Below are 21,123 nucleotides of genomic sequence, written 5' to 3'. Positions count from 1 at the left end.
TTGTGCGCATGGGCAGCAAGAGCTCACCACATATTGAACCCTTTCAATTGCTTGCAAGTTGCTCCATGGCTTTACGGACGCGCTGCGCCTCTGTCCCGTTTCGGGATTCGCCCGCAGGACAGGCCGATGCGCGCGAACGGAGAAGCTCCGGAGAACCCCATGCCTCTCACTCAACAGGCAACCTCTAGCGGTCATGACCAATCTTTATCGGCACGCTTTACCGCCACGCGCGCTTTAACGCAGGCGCTGGTCCAGCCGTTAAGCGATGCCGATGCGAGCATTCAGTCGATGGAGGATGCCTCGCCTGCGAAATGGCATCTGGCGCATACGACATGGTTTTGGGAGACATTTCTGCTGCGCGAATATGCGCCGGGTTACCGCCTGTTTAACGATCAATATCCGTTCCTGTTCAATTCCTATTACGAAGCGGAAGGCGCACGCATTGCGCGCGGATCGCGCGGGATGCTTTCGCGTCCGGCGCTTGATGAGATTTTCGAATGGCGCGCGCATATCGATGCTGCGATGGCGCGGCTCTTGGATGATCCGGGCTGCACCGATCTCATTGAACTGGGCATCGCGCACGAACAGCAGCATATCGAATTGCTGCTGACCGATATCAAACACGCATTGTTCCAGAACCCGCTTGGCCCCGCCATGTGGGATGCCGGCCTGCTGCCTTCTTCTGAGCCGCTGAGCCAAATGGGCTGGCATTCGCATCCCGGCGGCGTTGCGCGCATTGGCCATCAGGGGGAGGGGTTCGCCTTTGACAATGAAGGGCCTGAGCACCGCGTTCTGCTGGAACCCTTTGCGCTGGCCGATAGGCTGGTGACCAATGGCCAATGGGCCGAATTTATCGCCGATGGCGGCTATCGGTCCGCCGCGCTCTGGCTATCCGATGGCTGGGGCTGGGTGCGCGAACACGGGATCAACGCGCCGCTTTATTGGGCGGAAAATGGGGCGGAAGGAGGCGCTGGGGATAAAGACACCTGCCAGCACTTCACCCATCAAGGCTGGCAAAAGCGCGATGCCCATGCGCCCGTCACGCATATCTCGTATTACGAGGCAGATGCCTTTGCGAGCTGGGCGGGATACCGCCTGCCGACAGAATTTGAATGGGAAGCGATCGCGCGCGGACAGGATGCCGCTGGCAGCGCGCAGGCGCATGATGCGGCGCGTGGCTATCAGCTGGATGGCGCCGCGCCTCCGCTGCCCATAGGCGGCACTGACCTGTTCGGCGATTGCTGGCAATTCACCCGCTCTGCCTATCTGCCGTTCCCAAAATTTGAAGCTGCCAAAGGCGCGGTTGGCGAATATAACGGCAAATTTATGAGCGGGCAGTGCGTCTTGAAAGGCGCAAGCTGCGCCACGGTGCGCGGGTCTTCGCGCGCGTCATACCGCAATTTCTTCTACCCGCATCAGCGCTGGCAATTTACCGGCCTCAGGCTTGCAAAGGACGTATAACCGTATGGCAGACAATGACGGCCTGATGCTGGTCGAACGCGATGAAGCGGGCGTAGACACCGCTTTTCGCAAAGATGTGCTGGCGGGCCTTGGCCAAGAGCAAAAGGCGATCCCTGCGCGCTGGCTCTATGATGATGCCGGATCGCAGCTGTTTGAAGATATCACCCAGCTGCCCGAATATTACCCGACGCGGGCTGAAACCGAGATTTTGACGGCGCGCGGCGGCGAATTTGCACAGCTGATCGGGCCGGGCCGCGCGGTGGTGGAATTTGGTTCAGGCTCGTCGGTGAAAACGCCTTTGCTGCTCAAAGCGATTGACCCGGCCGCCTATGTGCCGCTCGATATTTCGGGCGATTTTCTTAGAGCCGCCGCGCGCGATCTGGCGGCGAAATTTCCCGGTCTTCCGGTCTATCCGGTAGAGGCGGATTTTATGCGGCAGGTTGCTTTGCCAGATGCGAGCGCTGCCATGCCCAAGCTGGGCTTTTTCCCCGGCTCCACCATCGGCAATATGGTCGCGCGCACTGCGGTCGATCTGCTGCGCAATATGCGGGAAACTTTGGGCACGGGCGCGCAGCTTTTGATCGGGATGGACCTCATCAAGGATGAAGATGTGCTGGTTGCCGCTTATGATGATGCAGCAGGTGTCACAGCCCGGTTTAACACCAATCTAATCGCGCGCATCAATCGCGAGCTGGAAGGCGATATCGATCAAAGCGCGCTGCATCATGAGGCGCGCTGGAATGATGATTATGCGCGGATCGAAATGCATCTGGTCGCGGACAAGGACATCAGCTTTGCTGTGTCGGGGCGCAGCTTTGCGATGCGCAAGGGGGAGACGATCCACACCGAAAACAGCCATAAATTCAGCCGCCGCACTGCCAATATGCTGCTGCTGGCATCCGGGTGGGAGCCGCAAATGCGCTGGACCGATAGCAAGGATCGTTTCTCGCTGATCCTCGCCGAGGCGCGCCCCAATCGCAGCGCGCCGTAGGGGACCAGATATGAGCGATATTGTGATCATCGGCGCGGGTATGGCGGGCCTTTCCTGCGCGGGCCAGCTGGCGGGCGCCGGGCATAACGTCACCGTGCTTGATAAAGGGCGCGGGCCGGGCGGGCGCATGGCCGCGCGCCGGGCGGAGATTGCAGGCGAAAGCGTGGGGTTTGATCATGGCGCGCAGTTTTTCACCGCGCGCGATGAGGGATTTGCTGCGCAGGTCAGCGAATGGGAAGCGCAAGGCGTGGTCAAGCGCTGGGCGGCGGCGGAAACCGGCAAGGATACCGCTTGGGTCGGCACGCCGGGCATGAACGGCCCGATCCGCGCGATGGCTCAGGATTTGGATGTTCACTGGGGCGTGCGGGCAGAGCGGATTGCGCGCGAAGATGGCCGCTGGCGAGTGGTTGCAGGCGATGATGTGTTCACCGCCGCAATTCTCCTCATCGCCATTCCTGCAGAACAGGCAGCCGCGCTGCTCGCCGATGCCGCGCCCGATCTTGCGACCATCGCAGCAGGCGTTGTGTCGCAGCCTTGCTGGGCGGTGATGGCCGCTTTTGACGAACCGCTCGCCATGGTCAGCGACGCCATAAGCGATCCGCAAGCACCGATCAGCTGGGCCGCGCGCAATTCTGCCAAGCCTGACAGGGCGGGGACAGAGACATGGGTGCTGCACGCGGGCCCTCAAAAATCGCGCGCCATCATTGATATGCCAAAGGAAGAGGCTGCGGCGCATTTGCTCGCCGAATTTTTCGCGCAAACAGGCACTGCGCCTGCGCGCCCCATTCACTGCGCCGCGCATCGCTGGCTGTATGCCATGCCCGCCGCTGCCAAGGGGGAAAGCGCGCGTTATGATGCCGAGGCACGGATCGGGATTGCAGGCGATTACCTCTATTCTCCCCGCGTCGAAGGAGCGTATATTTCGGGCACGCAGCTGGCGGCAAAAGTGCTTGGCTCCTCATAACGGCTAGTGGACGCGGGCGCGCGCACGGCTCAATCCTTCCCTCACATTGATCGGAGAGAGCCCATGCAAGACTTGTTCGACCTTACCGGCAAAACCGCCATCGTTACAGGCGCGGGCCGCGGCATTGGCGAGGGGATTGCAACCCTGCTGGCCGAAGCGGGCGCAAATGTGGTGTGCGCGGCGCGCTCTGCTGACCAGATCGAGCATACGGCCAAAGTGATCAATGATGCGCCCGGCGCAGCGCGCGCGGTCACGCACAAAACCGACGTGTCCAGCCGCGCCGATATGCTGGCGCTGGCCGCGCGCGCGGTGGAGGAATTTGGGCGGATCGATATCTGGGTTAACAATGCGGGCGGTTCGCTGGTGTCTGCGCCCTTGGCAGAGCTTGATCCTGATGAATGGGACAAAACGCTGGCGGTGAACCTGTCTTCGGTGTTCTACAGCGTTCAGGCCGCCGTGCCGCATTTGGGCGAGGGCAGCGCGATGGTGAACATCTCTTCGCTCGCAGGGCTGGAGCCATTTCCCGGCAGCGCGCATTATTCGGCTGCCAAAGCGGGCGTGAATATGATGACCAAGACGCTGTCGATGGAGCTGGGGCCAAAGACGCGGGTGAATGCGATCATGCCGGGTTTTGTGCCGACCGACACGGTGAAAAAGGCGCTCAATATGTCGGATGAGGATTTTGGCCCGCTGCTGGAACAATTGCAGCTGCCCGCAGGCCGTCTTGGCACGCCAAGGGATATTGCAGGCCTGGTGCTGTATTTGGTCGCGCCCGCGTCTGAATGGATTACGGGTCAATGCATCGCGATGTCGGGTAAGCCCTAAAAGGCAGCTTGATCTGATGCGCTGATCCCGCTTTAGCAGGCCGCGCTATGAGCGAACCCTCCTACCAAGCCCTCCACGAGGCCGCCTGCGCGCGCGGGGAGTTGAGCTATACCGATCCTGAAACGGGATACATGGTGTTCACCCGGCTCGCCCACGAAAAGCGCGGCAAATGCTGCGGCTCCAAATGCAGGCACTGTCCGTTTGAACATGTGAATGTGAGGTAGAGAGGGGTTTGAGTTTTTGTTGTCCGCACCCCATCCGGGGTGCGAAATCCTCGCTCACACGGCCTAAAGGCCGCGTCGCTGCGGGCGGCCTTGCAGGTGGCCTTTGGCCAGCTGCGTCTTCGACTTCGCTTCCGCCCTTGCGGCGGCTGCGCCGCCGTGCTCCGCGACCAAGCCGATGGCTGGCACCAAGCGTCAGGGGGCAACGGGTCTGACGGGCGGTGATTGCGAGGCGAAGCCGAGCCAGAGCGCGACTGCGCGACCGCAGGTGCTCAAAGCCGGACGAAGCCCGGCTTTGAAACGGCACCGAGGGAGTCGAAGACGGGCGTAGCCCACCAAGGCGCGGATGCGCCTTCGCAACACAAAAACCCACCAATACAAAAAATTCTGGCTGGGGCGGCAGGGATCGAACCTGCGAATGCCGCTACCAAAAAGCGGTGCCTTACCACTTGGCGACGCCCCAGCAGAAGCGCGTCATATAACGCGCCTTTTTGATATGTGAAGGGGAAACCTCCTCGCAATGGAGGAAGTTTCCAGATCAATCCAGTTTCTTGCCTTCAAAATCAGCTGCCGAATGCCGTGTCCGCAATTGCGTGTCCTCATCGCCCCACACCTTGTTGACGATCCGCCCGCGTTTCACACCGGGTCGTGCGGCGATCTCATGGACCCAGCGTGCGACGTTTTTATATTCGTCAATGGAGAGGAACGTTTTCGCCTCGTTATAGATCACGCCGAACACAAACGGGGCGAGCCATGGGAAATTGGCGATATCTGCGATGGTGTATTCGTCGCCGCCCAGAAAACGGCTTTGCGCAAGGCGTTGGTCTGCAACGCTGAAAATACGCTTGGTCTCCATCGCATAGCGGTTGATCGGATATTCATACTTCTCAGGCGCATAGGCATAGAAATGGCCAAAGCCGCCGCCGATGAAAGGCCCGCTGGCGACCTGCCAGAAAGTCCAGGACAAAACCTCGGCGCGCGCGGCGGGATCGGTGGGCAGGAATTCGCCAAATTTCTCCGCCAGATGCACCAGGATAGCGCCCGATTCGAACACGCGAATGGGTGTATCGCCCGAATTGTCGATCATGGCGGGGATTTTGGAGTTCGGATTGATGCCGACAAAGCCGCTGGTAAACTGTTCGCCTTCGCCGATATTCACTGTAAACGCGTCATATTCCGCGCCCGTGTGCCCGGCTTCCAGCAATTCTTCGAACATGATCGTGGCTTTCACCCCATTGGGCGTGGCGAGCGAATGCAGTTGGAATGGATTGTCGCCCTTGGGCAGTTCCTTTTCCTCTCGCGCGCCTGCCGTGGGGCGATTGATCGAGGCAAAGCGGCCGCCATTTTCGGTGTCATTGGTCCAGACGGCGGGCGGGGTGTAAGTGGGATCGGCCATGATGTGCGGCTCCTTTGAAAAGGCAATTTTCGGTTGAGCGGTATTTGGGGGTTCGCCTTCCTGCGCGCAAGGCAAAGGCGCTGACCTGCGCGCGCGGTTTTCCTCGCAAGGGTGAAAGCAAAGCTTTGCGAGGGCGCTAGGAACGGTAAGAATTTGCGGCTAAAGCCATCCGCATGACCGATCAGACGCACCCCTTTTACGATATGCATACCCAGGGCTTTGTCCGGGTGGCGACTTCCACCCCGTGCGTGCATCCGGCTGATGTGCCGTTCAACACGGTCAGCATCATCAAACAGGCGCAAGCGGCGCACGAACAGAACGTCGATCTGCTGGTCTACCCCGAGCTCACTGTGTCGGCCTATGCGATTGATGATCTGCATTTGCAGAACGCTTTGCTGGACCGGGTGGAGACGGGAATTGCCGAGGTTGCCGAGGCGAGCGAGGGATTGATCCCGGTGCTGGTGATCGGCGCGCCGCTGCGCCGCAATGGTAAGCTTTACAATTGCGCGGTGGTGATTGCGGGCGGGGAATTGCTGGGCGTGATCCCCAAAAGCTTTCTGCCCAATTACCGCGAATTTTATGAAAAGCGGTATTTCGCGCATGGCCGCGGGATTGAGGATGCGTGGATCGCGGTGGCGGGCGAAGAGGTGCCGTTTGGCACGGACCAGATATTTGCCGCCTCCAATCTACCCGGTTTCACCTTTGGCGTTGAGATATGCGAGGATTTCTGGGCGCCCAATCCGCCCGGCACCAAAGCGGCGCTCGCAGGGGCGCAGATCCTGTGCAATCTGTCTGCCTCGCCCATCACCATCGGGCGCGCCGAAGACCGGCATATGCATTGCCGTTCGATGAGCTCGCGCGCGATGTGCGCCTATGTCTATTCCGCCAGCGGCCACGGCGAAAGCACGACAGACCTCGCCTGGGATGGGCAGGGCGTTGTGTATGAAATGGGCACGTTACTTGCCGAAAGCGTGCGCTTTGATCGCGAGCCGGAATTGTGCGTCGTCGATGTGGATCTGGGCAAGATCGCCGCTGAACGCATGCGCAACCAGACATGGGGCGATGCGGCAGAGGCGGCAGGCAGGCCCGAGGACACCTATCGCAAGATTGTGTTCGACCACGCATGTGAGGCGCGCGATATTGGTCTGATCCGTCAGGTGCGCCGGTTCCCCTTTGTGCCCAATGATCCCAAAACGCTGGATGAAGATTGCTATGAGGCGTTTAACATTCAGGTCGATGCCCTGATGCGCCGTATTGAAGCGACGGGTGCGAAAAGCCTTATCATCGGTATTTCAGGCGGGCTCGACAGCACGCATGCGCTGATCGTGGCGGCAAAGGCGTGTGATCGCCTTGGCCTGCCGCGCACTGCCATTCGCGGCTATACTATGCCCGGATTTGCGACCTCGGATGACACGAAATCGAATGCGTGGCAGCTGATGAAGGATTTCGGCATTACCGCTGAAGAGATCGACATCAAACCGGCGGCCACTCAATTGCTGACCGATATGGGCCACCCCTTTGCCAAGGGTGAGCCTGTTTACGATGTGACCTTTGAGAATGTGCAGGCCGGCCTTCGCACCGATTATCTGTTCCGCCTTGCGGGCCAGCATGCAGGCTTTGTCGTAGGGACGGGCGATTTATCCGAATTGGCGCTGGGTTGGTGCACTTACGGCGTGGGCGATCATATGAGCCATTACGGCGTCAATTCAGGCGTGCCCAAAACCTTGATCCGCTATCTGATCCGCTGGACCGTGCAGACAGAGCAATTCTCCGATGCTTGCGGCAAAACGCTGATGGCGGTCTATGATACGGTGATATCGCCCGAATTGGTGCCAGCAGGCGAAGATGGCGCGATCCAGGATACAGAGGCGCATATTGGCCCGTATGAGCTCAACGACTTCTTCCTCCATCACACGATCCGATATGGGCAAAGCCCGTCAAAAATCGCGTTTCTCGCCTTTCATGCATGGCGCGATGCGAGGGCGGGCGATTGGCCATCCGGCTTTCCCGAACATCGCAAGAACCAATACACATTGGACGAGATTGCAGACTGGCTGGAGAAATTCGCATGGCGGTTCTTTGCCTTTTCGCAGTTTAAGCGCAGCGCGATGCCCAATGGTCCCAAAGTGTCTTCGCACGGGGCCTTGTCACCGCGCGGCGATTGGCGCGCGCCCTCGGATGCAGTGGCCGATGTGTGGGTAGAGGAACTGCGCGAAAACCTGCCATAGATGGCGCGGTTGGCGCTGCTAGACCGCTATCATCTGCTCGCGCGTAGCCACGCCAACCCGTCTTGTTTGGATGCGAAAAATTGAACGTCCATGCCTTTGCTCAGGCGGGTGTACTGCACTTTGACGAGGGCTGATGCGCCGACAATGGCGATGCGTTTAAGGCCGTGATCCTTCACCGCCATAAGATGGTTTGTAATCGCTTCACCCGTGGCGCGCGACTGGGCGACGAAATCGGACATATCACCAAGCGCATAGATCGGCTTGCCTTCGCCGATCAGGGGCATCCCCTTGGCGCTCATATCGCGCAGGAATGCTTTCATGTCTTCGGTTTTCCAAAAGCCTGACAGGCGGAAATGCACTTCTCTCAGGTCAAAATCCACGTTGATCGAGGAGTTCGGGGTGAGCGAAATGTCATCCGACTTTAGAGCTCGAGAGCTGGTAGCTTGATTGCTTGCCATTGTGCTTTTCCTTAAATTCGGGTCAGCTGCGTAGCCAGTCCAAGGCCTCGTCTTTGTCTTTGAAAAACTGGCAATCCAGCGCCTCGCTCGCGCGGCGGAATTGCTGCATTAGCAACACCGAAGAGTAGACAATCGCCATTTTATCGACGCCCACTTTGGCTGAGGTTTCCTGCGAAACGCGGATTTGCTCGCTGATTTCGCGGGTTTGGACAACAAATTCCCTGAGATCGCCCAGCACCCTAAAGCCTTTGCGATCTTCGACGAACGGCTGCGATGCGCTCATCAGCGCGGGGAACAGTTTCGATACGTCTTCGATCCTGAACAGGCCGGTTAAAGTGTAGTGCACTTCACGCCGCGACACATCGCGATCAACAGTAAAGGTTGGGGCAAGCGTAGTCATCCATGTTGCATACCAAGCAACTGGTAAATAACCGGTTAGACTTTCGTGACCCAGCCGCGCTTGTCGTCTGCGCGGCCATGTTGAATATCAACCAGCCGCTCCCGCATTTTTTGGGCCATCTGGCCGATCCCGCCAGTGCCGATGGTAAATTCGCCATCTGGTGAAGCGACGGTGCCAACCGGGGTCACAACAGCAGCCGTGCCGCAGGCGAGTGTTTCGAGCAATTCTCCGCTTTCAGCCTCGGCCCGCCATTGCTCGATCGAGTAGGGCTCCTCGCGCACGTCCAGCCCTTCTTCGCGCAGCATTGTGATCAAACTACTACGGGTGATGCCGGGCAGGATTGTGCCGGTGAGGGGAGGGGTGATGACGCTGCCATCTTTGCGGACGAAGAACAGGTTCATGCCGCCCAGTTCTTCGACCCACTTGTTTTCAGCTGCATCCAGAAACACGACCTGATCGCAGCCTTGCTCAATCGCTTGGGCCTGAGGCACGAGGCTGGCGGCGTAATTGCCGCCCGTTTTCGCAGCGCCCGTTCCTCCGGTGGCCGCGCGGACATACCCTTGTGCGACCCAGATTTTGACAGGGTTTACCCCGCCTTTGAAATAACTGCCCGATGCGCACACGATCACGACAAATTTGTATTGCTTGGCAGGGCGCACGCCCAAAAATGCCTCGGATGCGAACATGAAAGGGCGGATATAAAGCGATCCGCCATCAACCTGCGGCATCCAGCCTGCATCCGCGCTGACCGCTTCGCGCACGCAGGCGAGAAACAGGTCTTCGGGAATTTCGGGCATCGCCATGCGGCGCGCGCTGGCATTAAAGCGCTGCGCATTCGCCTCTGGCCGGAACAGCGCCAGCCCGCCATCTGCATGAGGGAACGCCTTCATCCCCTCAAACACTTCCTGCGCATAATGCAAAACGCTCGCCGCCGGATCGAGCGCGATGGCTTCGCGCGGGCCGATAACGGGTGTCTGCCAGCCGCCTTTGGCCTCGTCATAATCGATCACCACCATGTGATCTGTAAAAGCGGTGCCAAAGCCGGGATCGGCAATGGCAGCGGCGCGGTCTGCGTCAGACGTGGGCGAGGGGTGCGGGATGCGGGTAAAATTCATGGGAATGCGGGTAATAGGACTGGGCGCGGGGGGCAAGAATGAAAAGGGCTGCAACGCCCTTCGGCGCGCAGCCCTTTCATGGTCAGCGGCCGTAAAGTGCCGCTCACGAAACCTCACTCGGTAAGGAGATTACCGAATATGCTCCGTAGGGATCTTCACCGACCTCGCTACTGAACCATGAGACATCGGATCACCTCCTTTCGCGCTATTTAGCCAAGACCTCTTACCTTAATCTGGCCGTTTCACCGGCGGGCCAAGAGCTGCGTTCCCCGCAGCTCTTGACGCTATGTTTGAATCAAGCCGCACTTTTGCACAAGTCTTGTATTTATTTTTTCCCACGTCATACTTTTGCGCTCTTGAGCTGGCGGAATGTGGGGCGCTCTCGGCGGGAACGAGGGCGTTTTTGCGTTTGGGGCGTTGGTTTAGCGCCGCCTGCGGACTGCTTGTGCAAACCACGTGCAAAACCCTGTGGATATTAACGGATAGAATCGGGGTGTCTTGGTGTTTCGCTTGCCCGTCCGGGCAATCGTCCTCGCTAGACGCGCAGCACAGCTGCGCCCGCTGCGGGCGCGCTTGCGGACTCTAATAGGTCCGAGCTTTCACACCTCTGAGTTGAAATGAAAGGCTACCGGCAATCCTCAATCACGCGGCTGATTTCGACCCAAGCGGGGAGGTAGAGGGTGCGTTCGCCTTCCACTCCAACAGCAATTCGCCCCTTTGTGATCGCCATGGCATCGAGAATGGGATCGTTAGGGTTTAGCATTGCGTCATGGCCAGCGCCTTTGCCTTGCATCGCGATCGATCGAGTGGCCGTTTCCGTCGTGATCGACGCGGCTCTCCGGCCTTGGCCATTTGTCTTTCTGAACACCATGATGCCGGGGACAACGCGGTCGCATTCCAGCATGAATAAAGCCGAGCCATCACTCGCGTAATACAATGCCATTCCGCCATTGCTTTGATTTTCGTAACTCCAAGTCCCCGGCGTTTGCGGCGCATCGAGGTAATTGTCGTAGGTCCGCTCGTTCACAATGGGCGCGGGCGCAGGCGCGGGGCTGGGCGCAGGTGCGGGCGCTGCCACAGGGGCGGGGGCGGGCGTCGCGGTTTGCACGGGCGCTTCGACCGAAGGGATGCAGGCGCAGGCCGACAGGCTCATCATCAGCGCGGTCACGGTTTTCAACTGGATCACTTTCATGCTCGCTCAATGCAAGCTATCGCCTGCATCGTCCATGACCAATTCGACCGATCCCCCCAAAAAACCTGTAAAAGCCAAAAAGATGCGCGCCGATCAGCTCTTGGCCGAGCGCGGCCTTGTTGAAAGCCGAACCCGCGCTCAGGCGCTGATTATGGCGGGCGTGGTGTTTGCGGGCGAGGAAAAGGTAGCCAAGCCCGGCCAGCAGATCGCGCAAGATATGCCGCTGGAAGTGCGCGGGCGCGATCACCCGTGGGTCAGCCGGGGCGGGATTAAACTGGCGCATGCGCTGGAACACTTCGCGATTGATCCGGCAGGGGCAGCGGCGATGGATATCGGCAGTTCAACAGGCGGATTTACCGATGTGTTGCTGCAAGGGGGCGCGGCGCATGTCTTTGCCGTGGACAGCGGCACCAATCAGCTCGCGTGGAAACTGCGCGAAGACCCGCGCGTCACTGTGCTGGAACAAACGAGCGCGCGCATCCTGACGCGCGATCACATCACGCAAAGCTGCAATCTGGTGGTGTGCGATGCGAGCTTTATCGCGTTGTCCAAAGTGCTGGAGCGTCCGCTGGAGCTCGCCGCGCAGGAATGCCGGCTGGTCGCGCTTATCAAACCGCAATTCGAAGTCGCAAGAGCAGAGGTCGGCAAAGGCGGCGTGGTGCGCGACACCGCATTGCATCAGCGCGTCTGCGGTGAGGTTCGCGAGTGGTTAGAAGGGCTTGGCTGGGATATTGAAGGTATTGTGGAAAGCCCTATCACCGGCCCGCAAGGCAATGTGGAGTTCTTGATCAGTGCATGCCGGGGCTAAATTACCCAATCGGCCGAAAGGCCGCAAGGGCGACCGCCCGCCCGCAGGTGCCCGTAGCGTAGCGTAGGGACAGCACCGAGGACGCGCGCCCGGATGGGCGTTCGCATATCATATGTCCATGCCGCCAATTTTTGCATCCAGATCAATCGGTATAACGCCCAGCACTTCTGCGCCGCTGGCCTTTTCGTAACCCTTTTCGCCATGCTCTGCCACCAGCTCCGCCTGGCGCGCATCCCGGGTTCGCAAAAGCTCAGCAATTTCATCGCGGTACAGCGCAACCATGGCCGTGACAAAGCGGTTGACCAGATCATCGGCTTTGGTGTCATCGACGTTGAAATCGGGCAGGTGATCGATCATCACATCAGCCGGATAGAGAAATTCGTTGGTGACATAGCGGTTAACGGCAAACCAGCTTTTGGGAATGCCATTGGTGTCTATCGACAGGCCAATCAAATGCGTGACATGCGCTTTTGCATCCTCACCCTGCGGCGGCCACACTTTGGGCTCAAGGCCATCCGGCAATTGCTTGCGGTGCATGAACAGGTGGAAATGCCCATGCTCGTTTTCATCTCGGCTGTTGTCGGCATGCACGTGGTAATACCAGCGCGATTGGCACTTTTTGCTGCGCGCATCGCCTTTGGGATAGTGCTGCCAAAACTTCGCGCCTTCTTCGGGCACAACGCGCAGCATGAGCGGTTTTTGCTCCTGCGCCATCTGCGTGATGGTCTCGATGACGGTGAGTGCGGCCTGTTCCGGTGTCATGGGGAGAAGTTCTAATCAGTTGGAGCAAAAGTTACAGGGCAAAAACGCCTGCAAATTAAGGCGGATACAAAACGGCCGACAACAGCAGACGCTGCCATCGGCCGAATTGTGTCAAACCAGAATGAACTGGCCTGCCGTCTGATTACTCAGCAGCTTCGCAACCTTCAGCGGCGCAAGCTTCTGCTTCGCAACCTTCAGCGGCGCAAGCAGCGCAACCTTCAGCGGCGCAACCTTCAGCAGCGCAACCTTCAGCGGCGCAACCTTCAGCGCCACAAGCGCCGCAATCGGCACCGCATGCAGACGCTTCAACAGAAGTTTCGTCAGCAGCAGTTTCACCAGCTTCTTCAGCAGGAGCCGAGCAAGCAGCAGTTGCAAGTGCGAGACCGCCAGTGACAGCGAGCATGGATGCAAAGTTGGTTTTTTTCATCTGTAAATTTCCCCGAAAATGAGCCCCTTATCGAAACTCATATATCAACTTGAGGCGCGATGGATTTGCAATCTTGCCAGGGCGCGCCCCGAATCACGGCAAGAATGTGGCGACGCTATCACAATGATTGCGAAACGCACATGGTCTTCGTGAACTTTTGTAAAACAGCCGGTTTTTTAACGCATTGCCGTAGCTTAGAGCGCTAAGCTCATCCGGCTGGCGATAAGCCGGTGGGCGGCAATTGGCGCTGATGCCGTGCTGGTGTAGGACAACGCGCGGTGTCAATCAGGCGAATCGCGTAGTGGACCTTGGACAGTCGAGCATGACTTCAAGGCCATCAGCGCGTTACAAAATCGCCAGCGGGCACGCATAGGGGCAATATTTGAGGTCGTGATGAACACTCTTGCATCCAAATCGCAATTACGCGCCAGCCTGATGCGGTGGTCGCTGTTTTTGATCCCTCTTATCATCCTGCTCGGCTTTCTTTCCGCGCAATTGGGCAGCCCGCAAACCGCGTGGTTTCAAAACCTGAACAAACCGGAATTTTACCCGCCCAACATCGCGTTCCCCGTCGCCTGGTCGATCCTGTATGCGATGATCGGTTTCGCGCTTGCACTGGTGGTCAGCGCATGGGGCGCCAGCGGGCGGGCGCTGGCGATCATTGTCTTTGCGCTGCACTTTATCGGCAATCTGGCATGGACCCCGGTGTTTTTCGGCATGCAGGATATGCAGACGGGGCTGTATGTGGTCGGATATATGGCGGTCAGCCTGATTGCAGTGATGATCGTCTTTGCCCGCGTGCGCAAAGCGGCGGCGCTGATGCTGCTGCCATATCTGGCATGGACCTGTTTTGCAGGCTTCCTCAATTACACCATGATCGAGCTGAACCCCGTAGATGGCAGCACGAGCGAAAGCGGCGCAGCGGTCGGAGTGGAATTATAGGGGTTGAGTTAAGCGCTTAGCATCGCCAAATACCGAGTCATGCAAAGCGAAAACCCGATCATCGCCGACTTCGTCAAACTCGCCAATTCCGCTGCTGGCACCATGGCCGGCATGGGCCGGGAGGCGCGCGAGAATGCGCGTGAGAAAATGCGCGAGGCCATGGGGGGCATGGATTTCGTCAGCCGCGAAGAATTCGACACGGTGAAAGCTATGGCGCAAAAAGCGCGCGAACAGGCCGACGCGCTCGAAGCGAAAGTGGCCGAGCTTGAGGCGAAACTTTCAAAGAAGTAACAGCGGGGCAGCGGCGTGAACTTTTCCGCCCCTGCAATCCTTGTGTCATCGCGAACCCACGGCGAAACCGCGTGCATTGCGCGGTTGCTTACGGCTGAACACGGCCTCGTCGCCGGCTTTCTCGCAGGCGGACGCGGGCGGCAGATGCGGCCCGTTATGATCCCCGGCAACCGTGTGGCGCTGGAACTGCGCGCGCGCTCCGCATCGCAATTGCCTTTTGCCAAAGTGGAGCTGGAGCAAAGCGTTGGCCCGTGGATGAGCGAGCCTTTGCCCGCCGCCGCGATCACGTGGGCCTGCGCGATCACCACGTCCGCTTTGCCCGAACGCCAGGCCTATCCCGGTCTTTACGAAGCGCTCGATGCGCTGCTCACCGCGATTTGCCATGCGCCATCGGCGCGCGGGTGGCTGGCGGTGATGGTCGCCTATGAAACCATGCTGCTGCGCGAAATGGGATATGGCGGCGAGCGCCCGGATATGGAGAGCGATTTTGATGCGCAGTTCGAAGCGTTCCGCCAGCTTCATAAACCCATTGGCCACTACCTGCTTGCAGACAGAACCCGGACTGTTATGGCCGCGCGCACCGCTTTAGGAGAGCGGCTGGCGCGAATGGCGGGGTAAGATCGACATGAAAATAGCAGTTCTGGCAGGCGACGGGATCGGCCCTGAAGTGTGCCGTGAGGCAGTGCGGGTGCTTGAGGCGCTGAGCTTGCCCGGCCTGACCCTGTTCGAAGGCGATGTGGGCGGCGCGGCCTACCACAAGCATGGCCATCCGCTGCCGGATGAAACCTTGATGATGGCGCGCGAGGCGGATGCGGTGCTGTTTGGCGCGGTGGGCGATCCGAGCTGCGATGCGCTGGAACGGCATTTGCGCCCCGAACAGGCGGTGCTGGGCCTGCGCAAGCACTTGGAGCTGTTTGCCAATCTGCGCCCCGCCAAAGTGTTTGCCGGGCTGGAGCATCTCTCACCTTTGAAACACGAGGTTGCAGGCGCGCTGGACCTGCTGATCGTGCGTGAGCTGACGGGCGATGTCTATTTCGGCGATAAAGGCATTCGCGACACTGACACAGGCGAACGGGAAGGGTGGGACATGATGTCCTATTCCGCGCCCGAAGTGCGCCGCATTGCTGATGTTGCTTTCAAAGCGGCACAGGCGGCCGGCGCGGGCCTTACCAGCGTTGATAAAGCCAACGTGCTGGAAACCAGCCAGGTCTGGCGCGACACGGTGATCAATCAAGCCGCGCAATACCCCGATGTCGCATTGTCGCACATGTATGTCGATAATGCCGCGATGCAGATCATCACAAATCCTGCGCAATTTTCCGTCATGCTGACGGGCAATCTGTTCGGCGATATTCTGTCCGATTTGGCCAGCGCAGCGGTTGGTTCTATCGGCCTTTTGCCCAGCGCAAGCATGGGTTCGCGGCAAACTGCGCATGGCACATTCGGCATGTACGAACCCATCCACGGCAGCGCGCCCGATATTGCGGGCGAGGGCAAGGCAAACCCGATGGCGATGATCCTTTCGCTCGCCATGATGCTGCGCCATTCCTTTGGTATGACTGAAGAGGCCGCGCGGGTTGAGGCGGCCGTGGAACGCGCATTGACCGATGGCATTCGCGGCGGCGATCTGGGCGGGACGCACGGCACGGCGGCAATCGGCGATGCGGTGTTGGAGCGTTTGTGAGCGCCGTTTATGCCGCTCAATCTCGCCATAATTTTGCCCACGCTGAATGAAGCGGGAAACCTTGCGCCTTTAGTCCAGCGTATTGAAACCGCGCTTGGCTCAGATGGCTGGGAAGTCCTTATCATCGATGATGACAGCAAAGATGGCACTGCGGATGAAGGCCGCGCTCTGGCCGCGTCGGACCGGCGGGTGCGGGTCATCCAGCGTATCGGCAGGCGCGGCCTTGCCAGCGCCGCGATCGAGGGGTTTTGCGCAACTGCGGCAGATTACGTCGCGGTGATGGATGCCGATCACCAGCATGATCCGGCGCTGCTGCCGCAAATGCTGGATGTGCTGCAATCGGGCGAGGCGGATATCTGCGTGGCCAGCCGCTTTGCAGAGGGCGCAAGCACCGATGACTGGGACAATCCCGAACGCGAGCGATTGTCCGGTTTTGCCAATGGCATCGCGCGCCGGATCACGGGCGCCAAGCTGACCGATCCGATGAGCGGATATTTCATGCTGGCGGCCAAGACCGCGCGCGATCTGGTGCCGCGATTGTCCGGCATAGGTTTCAAAATCCTGCTCGATCTGCTCGCCACATCCAAACCAAAGATGCGAGTGCGCGAATTTCCGCTGAATTTCGCAGCGAGGCGAGAGGGGCAAAGCAAGCTTGATCGCGCGGTTCTGTTCGACTTTATGGCCGGCCTTTACGACCGGATACTGGGGGATATCATTCCAACACGCTTTGCCCTGTTCGGCACAGTCGGCGCGGCAGGCGTGCTGGTGCATTTCACGGTTTTGACAAGCCTATTGTTCGTTTTTGAAGAGGCGTTCACAGGCGCGCAGGCCGCCGCTGTGCTAACCGCGATGAGCTTTAACTTCTGGCTCAACAACTGGCTGACTTACCGCGACAAACGCCTGCGCGGATTTGGCGCGGTGCTGCGCGGCTGGGCCGGATTTGTCGCGACATGCGCGGTGGGCGGCTTTGCCAATGTGGCAGCGGCGACATTTCTGGAAGGCAGCGGCGTGCACTGGGCGATGGCGGCGTTGGCGGGCATCGTGCTGGGATCGGTGTGGAATTACGCGCTGTCGAGCCGGTTTGTATGGGGCCGGTTTGGGTAGACCCGATTCGTCATTGCGAGCGGAGCGGCTGGTTCTTGGTCACGGCAGTCAAAGGGCGACCGCCCGCCCGCAGGGGGCGCAGCTTTGCTGCGCGTCTAGCGAGGACGCGCCCCCGGATGGGGGTGCACAAACAAAATCACCTCCACCCCGCAATCCATGTCCATTTCTCAAAGCTCATCGCCCCGTCCAGCGGCGCTGCGGCGAGCACCTTATAGAACAGCGCAAATATCCCGGCGCTCGCGGCCAGTACGCCGTAACTCCATTTGCCCCAGCCAACCTTGCGCATCTCGCTTAAACACAAAGCAAGCGCGGCGAGCAAAAACACGCTTGGCATCATATAATGGTAGTAGAACTGCACAGGTTTGGGCGCGATCAGCCACAGGCCCAGGCTTACCGAAAAGCCGACCACTGCGCCCAGTTTCGCCCAATCCGCGCGCACAACACCTGTGCCAAGGCACCACGCCAAGGCGGGCAATCCCAGCAGCATCGTTACCGGATTGCCGATCAGCAAAATGCCGCGCTGCGCGCCATCTGCGAATTCGTAAAAGTACCAGATCCCCCGCGTATTGAGCACCCATTGATCCCAGGTGCTTTGATAAGTGTGCGGCGTAAGCACTTGCTGCTGAAGCGATAATATCTCTTGATGCAGCCCGATCAGCCCGCGCTCTGATAGCATGGAGGGGCGCAGATATTCGCCCATCCAATAGCCCGGCGCAAAAGTCAGCGCGTACACACACAAAGGCACAATGCCGAGCCACACAAATGCCTCTGCCAAAGATATGCCCGGCACCGGAATACCGCGCGTGCTGATGATGAGGCGGCGGCGGCCCGCAGACAGGCGGCTTGCAAAAAAGGTAAGTCCCGGCACCATGGCAAGCGGCACCGCATTCCATTTGCTCGCCAAAGCGCATCCAATCGCAACCCCGCAAAGCGCCAGCCGCCAGCGCCCCGTCTCTGGCTCGCGCATGGCGGCGGCAAATTGCCACGCAGCAAGGCTGAGAAAGGCGGCCATAAAGATATCGAGCATTGCAATGCGTGCGTGGATGAACAGGTGAAATCCGGTGGCAATCAGCACGCCAAACGCGATCACCGCAAACCGGTCATAGCTCGCGTGCCACAACGCGCGCATGCCAGCGCCCACAGTGATCGTCCCAAAGATCAGCGGCATAATCCGCCAGCCCAGCGGATTGTCGCCAAACAGATAAATCCCCAGCGCGATCAACTCCTTACCCAATAAGGGATGTTCAGGGTTGAGATAGCGCGCCCCGTGCAGTGATCCAATCGCCAGCAATTCGCGCGCGGCGGGCAGATAATGCACTTCATCAAAATAAGGCGCAGACGGTATCCCCAAACCAATGCCAGCAATCGCTGCGAACACCGCAGGGATTGCCAGACACCAAACCCATGGATCAGCGGGGCGAGGCGGCGGGCCGCTCGTTTCGGCAAGGATAGCAGGGGAAGGATCAGCCTGAGACATGGCGAGGCCCGCTAAAGCAAAGCGGACCTGCGCCATCAAGTCAATTCAGCGCCTTATGCGCCCGCCTGCCGATCCATGCGGGCCTCCAGCCAGAAAAGCCGCGCGCACATTGCGAGAAGGCCAATGCTGGCCGTGGCGGCGACAAACAGCGCCCAGCCGATCACATTCATCCCCTGAGCGCGGGCGCGCGGGGCGATGAAGAAGAACGCAATCACAACGCACATCACCAGATCCCACCACACTTGCAGCCCGGTAAGATTGGCCGAATGGTTGGTGAAGAACATCACCGCGCCCTCTCGCGCGATCTGGACAAAGGTGTAGGCTGCAAAAACAAGGCCAAGCAGACCAGCGAGTGCCGCATTGCCCTTTACCGGTTTGGCGATCAGAATATACGCGCCTGCAAGCGTGCCTGCGCTGATGATGACGAAGAAGAGGATTTGCAAAGCGTTCATCGGTCTGACTCCATTTGTGTAGCGACTGCTACGTGCCTTGTTAATCCAATGTAGCGATTGCTACAATAGAAAAGTGATCATGCCTGCTCCAAAAGCCACCCAGAAAGCCAAACTGTCCAAAGAGACGCTGCTGCCGCTGCTCGCTGCGCATGTGCTTAATCATGGATTGGGGGAGGCAAGCCTGCGCCCGCTGGCAAAAGCGGCGGGCACGTCTGACCGGATGCTGATCTATCATTTCGGCAATAAAGAAACGCTGATCACCGAACTGCTCGATCATATTGCAGGCATTTATTCCGCCGCTCTCAATGCCGCGATGGGCGTTGATAGGCCGAAAACCCGCGCGGAGTGCTTTGCGCGGGTGATCGAGCAGGGCCGCCACCCGATGATGCAGCCTTTTATGACGATCTGGTGGGAGATCGTCGCAGGCTCCGCGCGCGGGCTGCCCGGATATCGCGATGCAGCAGAGGCGATGATTGCCAAACAGCTCCTTTGGCTAGAGGGGCAAATGCCCGCTGACGATCCCGATCCCGCCGGCGGCGCGCAGTTCCTGCTCACTCTTATGGAGGGCACTTTGATGCTCGACGCTGTCGGGCACGAAGGCACAGCGCGCGAAGGTCTGCTTGCTAGCGATCTGCGAGAGCGTTAAGCGCGGCATCCTTATGAAAAAAACCACAGGCATGAACCGCGCCGCAACGCGCAAATGGCGTCCGCAAACGCAGGCCGTGCGCGGCGGCACTTGGCGATCCGAGCATGGCGAGACGAGCGAGGCTTTGTTCCTCACATCAGGCTATACCTATGACGATGCGCAAACCGTGGCGGACCGATTTGCGGGCGATGCCGACGGTATGACCTATTCGCGCCTCCAGAACCCAACGGTTGCGATGCTGGAAGAACGCATTGCATTGATGGAGGGGGCAGATGCGTGCCGCGCTCAGGCCAGCGGGATGGCGGCGATGACCGCATCGCTCCTGTGCCAATTGTCCGCAGGCGATCACTGCGTGGCGGCGCGCGCGGCGTTTGGATCGTGCCGCTGGCTGGTTGACAATCTGCTGCCCCGTTTCGGCATTGAAACCACCGTGATCGACAGCGCGGACAACGCCGCATGGGAAGCGGCGATCCGGCCCAACACCAAGGTTTTCTTTTTCGAGACACCCGCCAATCCGACGCTCGACATCGTAGACCTGCAATTTGTCTGCGATCTGGCGCGCGCCCACGGCATCACCACTGTGGTCGATAACGCGTTCGCCTCGCCCGCTTTGCAGCGGCCGATGGAATTTGGTGCGGATGTGGTGGCGTATAGCGCGACCAAGCTGATGGACGGGCAGGGCCGCGTGCTGGCCGGCGCGATTTGCGGGAGCGAGGAATGGATCAACGAAACTTTGCTGCCATTCCAGCGCAACACCGGGCCAAACCTGTCGCCGTTCAACGCATGGGTGGTGCATAAGGGGCTGGAGACGCTGGACCTGCGCGCCCGGCGGCAAAGCGGCAATGCCGTGAAGCTGGGCGAATTTTTAGAGCCGCGCATAGCGGCTGCGGGCGGGCGCATGCTCCATCCGGGACTTCCCAGCCATCCGCACCACCAATTGGCACTGGATCAGATGGAGGCAACAGGGCCAATCTTTGCCTTTGACGTGGGCACCCGCGAGAAAGCTTTTGCGCTGCTCGATGCGCTGGAACTGGTCGATATCTCCAACAATATCGGCGATACGCGCAGCCTGATGTGCCACCCGGCCAGCACCACACATGCAGGCATGGAAGAAGAAGCCCGCGCGCAAATGGGCGTTACCGAGGGGCTCTTGCGGATCAATGTGGGCCTGGAGGATGTGGCCGATGTGATCGAGGATATGGACCAGGCGCTCGGCGCGGCGGGGATTTGACCGGGGCTGGATAAGCGCAAGCGAAGAGGGGAGGATGGGTGCAGAGTG

Annotated in this window: 22 protein-coding genes, 1 tRNA gene and 1 pseudogene; 15 read left to right on the top strand and 9 right to left on the bottom strand. The window is 59.5% G+C overall.

Features of this window, described 5'->3' with window-relative positions:
- The first annotated feature begins 159 nt into the window (after nt 1-159).
- From egtB to AC0V6L_RS00170, 5 genes are all read left to right on the top strand, one after another.
- Nucleotides 160-1,461, top strand: coding sequence for an ergothioneine biosynthesis protein EgtB (gene egtB / locus AC0V6L_RS00190; RefSeq protein WP_486152053.1), 1,302 nt, complete (start codon nt 160-162; stop codon nt 1,459-1,461).
- 4 nt (nt 1,462-1,465) lie between these two features.
- Nucleotides 1,466-2,452 (top strand): L-histidine N(alpha)-methyltransferase, encoded by a 987-nt coding sequence (egtD, locus tag AC0V6L_RS00185; RefSeq protein ID WP_486152051.1) that lies wholly within the window; start codon nt 1,466-1,468, stop codon nt 2,450-2,452.
- A gap of 10 nt (nt 2,453-2,462) precedes the next feature.
- A complete protein-coding gene (locus AC0V6L_RS00180) occupies nt 2,463-3,416 on the top strand; it encodes an NAD(P)/FAD-dependent oxidoreductase (RefSeq protein ID WP_486152049.1) in 954 nt (317 codons plus the stop codon).
- Between the two features lie 63 nt (nt 3,417-3,479).
- Nucleotides 3,480-4,241: an SDR family NAD(P)-dependent oxidoreductase gene (locus AC0V6L_RS00175; protein WP_486152047.1), complete on the top strand. Its 762-nt coding sequence runs from the start codon at nt 3,480-3,482 to the stop codon at nt 4,239-4,241.
- Between the two features lie 47 nt (nt 4,242-4,288).
- A complete protein-coding gene (locus tag AC0V6L_RS00170) occupies nt 4,289-4,465 on the top strand; it encodes a C1orf53 family protein (RefSeq protein ID WP_486152045.1) in 177 nt (58 codons plus the stop codon).
- A gap of 385 nt (nt 4,466-4,850) precedes the next feature.
- Here AC0V6L_RS00170 and AC0V6L_RS00165 read toward each other — a convergent pair.
- Together AC0V6L_RS00165 and yghU are read right to left on the bottom strand one after the other, a co-directional pair.
- Nucleotides 4,851-4,925, bottom strand: a tRNA-Gln gene (locus tag AC0V6L_RS00165).
- A 75-nt stretch (nt 4,926-5,000) separates the two neighbouring features.
- Entirely contained in the window at nt 5,001-5,858 is an 858-nt protein-coding gene (yghU, locus tag AC0V6L_RS00160) for a glutathione-dependent disulfide-bond oxidoreductase (protein ID WP_486152043.1), read from the bottom strand.
- 173 nt (nt 5,859-6,031) lie between these two features.
- Between yghU and AC0V6L_RS00155 the strand changes: the two genes are divergently transcribed.
- Entirely contained in the window at nt 6,032-8,086 is a 2,055-nt protein-coding gene (locus AC0V6L_RS00155; RefSeq protein WP_486152041.1) for an NAD(+) synthase, read from the top strand.
- Between the two features lie 29 nt (nt 8,087-8,115).
- Here AC0V6L_RS00155 and AC0V6L_RS00150 read toward each other — a convergent pair whose 3' ends face one another.
- From AC0V6L_RS00150 to AC0V6L_RS00135, 4 genes are all read right to left on the bottom strand, one after another.
- Nucleotides 8,116-8,544 (bottom strand): SpoIIAA family protein, encoded by a 429-nt coding sequence (locus AC0V6L_RS00150; protein ID WP_486152039.1) that lies wholly within the window; start codon nt 8,542-8,544, stop codon nt 8,116-8,118.
- A 22-nt stretch (nt 8,545-8,566) separates the two neighbouring features.
- The gene (locus AC0V6L_RS00145) at nt 8,567-8,944 is read right to left on the bottom strand and encodes a SpoIIAA family protein (RefSeq protein ID WP_486152037.1); all 378 of its coding nucleotides are present in this window, start codon (nt 8,942-8,944) and stop codon (nt 8,567-8,569) included.
- Nucleotides 8,945-8,979: 35 nt separating this feature from the next.
- Nucleotides 8,980-10,059 carry a branched-chain amino acid aminotransferase gene (locus tag AC0V6L_RS00140; protein ID WP_486152035.1) on the bottom strand — a complete coding sequence of 360 codons (1,080 nt, stop codon included), beginning with the start codon at nt 10,057-10,059 and terminating at the stop codon, nt 8,980-8,982.
- A gap of 625 nt (nt 10,060-10,684) precedes the next feature.
- Nucleotides 10,685-11,251 carry a hypothetical protein gene (locus AC0V6L_RS00135; RefSeq protein ID WP_486152033.1) on the bottom strand — a complete coding sequence of 189 codons (567 nt, stop codon included), beginning with the start codon at nt 11,249-11,251 and terminating at the stop codon, nt 10,685-10,687.
- A 34-nt stretch (nt 11,252-11,285) separates the two neighbouring features.
- On the opposite strand from AC0V6L_RS00135, the gene AC0V6L_RS00130 reads away from it, so the two are divergent.
- Nucleotides 11,286-12,059: a TlyA family RNA methyltransferase gene (locus tag AC0V6L_RS00130; protein WP_486155020.1), complete on the top strand. Its 774-nt coding sequence runs from the start codon at nt 11,286-11,288 to the stop codon at nt 12,057-12,059.
- A gap of 108 nt (nt 12,060-12,167) precedes the next feature.
- On the opposite strand, the gene AC0V6L_RS00125 is transcribed toward AC0V6L_RS00130, so the two are convergent.
- Nucleotides 12,168-12,821, bottom strand: coding sequence for a DUF6969 family protein (locus AC0V6L_RS00125; protein WP_486152031.1), 654 nt, complete (start codon nt 12,819-12,821; stop codon nt 12,168-12,170).
- 235 nt (nt 12,822-13,056) lie between these two features.
- Between AC0V6L_RS00125 and AC0V6L_RS00120 the strand changes: the two are divergent.
- From AC0V6L_RS00120 to AC0V6L_RS00095, 6 genes and pseudogenes are all read left to right on the top strand, one after another.
- Nucleotides 13,057-13,254 (top strand): annotated as a pseudogene (locus AC0V6L_RS00120) (hypothetical protein); the annotation flags it as partial.
- Nucleotides 13,255-13,641: 387 nt separating this feature from the next.
- Entirely contained in the window at nt 13,642-14,190 is a 549-nt protein-coding gene (locus AC0V6L_RS00115; RefSeq protein ID WP_486152029.1) for a TspO/MBR family protein, read from the top strand.
- Nucleotides 14,191-14,229: 39 nt separating this feature from the next.
- On the top strand, nt 14,230-14,481 hold the full coding sequence (locus AC0V6L_RS00110) for an accessory factor UbiK family protein (protein WP_486146902.1): 252 nt from the start codon (nt 14,230-14,232) through the stop codon (nt 14,479-14,481).
- Between the two features lie 15 nt (nt 14,482-14,496).
- A complete protein-coding gene (gene recO / locus AC0V6L_RS00105; RefSeq protein WP_486152027.1) occupies nt 14,497-15,099 on the top strand; it encodes a DNA repair protein RecO in 603 nt (200 codons plus the stop codon).
- A 7-nt stretch (nt 15,100-15,106) separates the two neighbouring features.
- Entirely contained in the window at nt 15,107-16,165 is a 1,059-nt protein-coding gene (gene leuB, locus AC0V6L_RS00100) for a 3-isopropylmalate dehydrogenase (RefSeq protein ID WP_486152025.1), read from the top strand.
- Nucleotides 16,166-16,174: 9 nt separating this feature from the next.
- Nucleotides 16,175-17,269 (top strand): glycosyltransferase, encoded by a 1,095-nt coding sequence (locus AC0V6L_RS00095; RefSeq protein ID WP_486152023.1) that lies wholly within the window; start codon nt 16,175-16,177, stop codon nt 17,267-17,269.
- A 136-nt stretch (nt 17,270-17,405) separates the two neighbouring features.
- Here the strand turns inward: AC0V6L_RS00095 and AC0V6L_RS00090 are convergent, their stop codons facing one another.
- Both AC0V6L_RS00090 and AC0V6L_RS00085 read right to left on the bottom strand, forming a co-directional pair.
- Entirely contained in the window at nt 17,406-18,782 is a 1,377-nt protein-coding gene (locus tag AC0V6L_RS00090) for a phospholipid carrier-dependent glycosyltransferase (protein ID WP_486152021.1), read from the bottom strand.
- A 17-nt stretch (nt 18,783-18,799) separates the two neighbouring features.
- Nucleotides 18,800-19,198: a hypothetical protein gene (locus tag AC0V6L_RS00085; protein ID WP_486152019.1), complete on the bottom strand. Its 399-nt coding sequence runs from the start codon at nt 19,196-19,198 to the stop codon at nt 18,800-18,802.
- Nucleotides 19,199-19,277: 79 nt separating this feature from the next.
- On the opposite strand from AC0V6L_RS00085, the gene AC0V6L_RS00080 reads away from it, so the two are divergent.
- Nucleotides 19,278-19,844, top strand: coding sequence for a TetR/AcrR family transcriptional regulator (locus AC0V6L_RS00080; RefSeq protein WP_486152017.1), 567 nt, complete (start codon nt 19,278-19,280; stop codon nt 19,842-19,844).
- Between the two features lie 13 nt (nt 19,845-19,857).
- Nucleotides 19,858-21,075, top strand: coding sequence for a trans-sulfuration enzyme family protein (locus tag AC0V6L_RS00075; protein ID WP_486152015.1), 1,218 nt, complete (start codon nt 19,858-19,860; stop codon nt 21,073-21,075).
- Nucleotides 21,076-21,123 lie beyond the last annotated feature (48 nt).

It is taken from the genome of Erythrobacter sp. JB1-15, from assembly GCF_057365035.1.
The sequence above is the reverse complement of the archived record's forward strand: the minus strand, read 5'-3'. Positions and strand labels throughout refer to the sequence as shown.